1 pseudogene is annotated in these 488 nt (G+C 65.6%); it reads right to left on the bottom strand.

The annotated features are described in order from the left end of the window. Positions 1-488: pseudogene (locus BK660_RS31560) on the bottom strand (LTA synthase family protein); the annotation flags it as partial.

Genomic DNA, 488 nt, shown 5'->3' with positions numbered 1-488 from the left:
TGTTGAGCTTGTCGTAATCGCCGCAGAGCATCGCGTACAGACCGCGAATGGTCTGGTGCGTATGCAGCACGTAATCCGGGGTGTTCATGCCGCGCTCGGCCCAGCGGCTGAGGTTGGGCATCAGGTCTTCCTGATAATGGCTGCCGATCGCCTCGCGGTTGGCGCGAATGTAGGCACCGGGAATGCCTTCGAGGGCGATGATCAGCACATTGCGCGCTTGCCCAGGTGCGGCCAACAGTTTCTGCCCGTTGAGGTCGACGTCGGTGAGCCCGGCCATGGCCGGCGCGGGTTCTTCGACATCACCGTCCAGCCATTCCTCGCCCCGAATCTGCAGATCGGCGACTTCGGTGGCCAGCCACTGGTGCGGCAGGTTGTACTGGCGCCATGGATCGGCTTCGCTCGGCCACAGGTTCTGCGCGCCCCAGTGCGCGGCGAACAACACCAGCGGTGCGCTCCACACCGCGCGGGGCAGGGGCGGACGCGGCATG

Source organism: Pseudomonas brassicacearum (assembly GCF_003732265.1).
GTDB classification, from domain to species: Bacteria; Pseudomonadota; Gammaproteobacteria; order Pseudomonadales; family Pseudomonadaceae; genus Aquipseudomonas; species Aquipseudomonas brassicacearum_D.
This window is presented reverse-complemented; position numbering and strand designations above follow the sequence as displayed.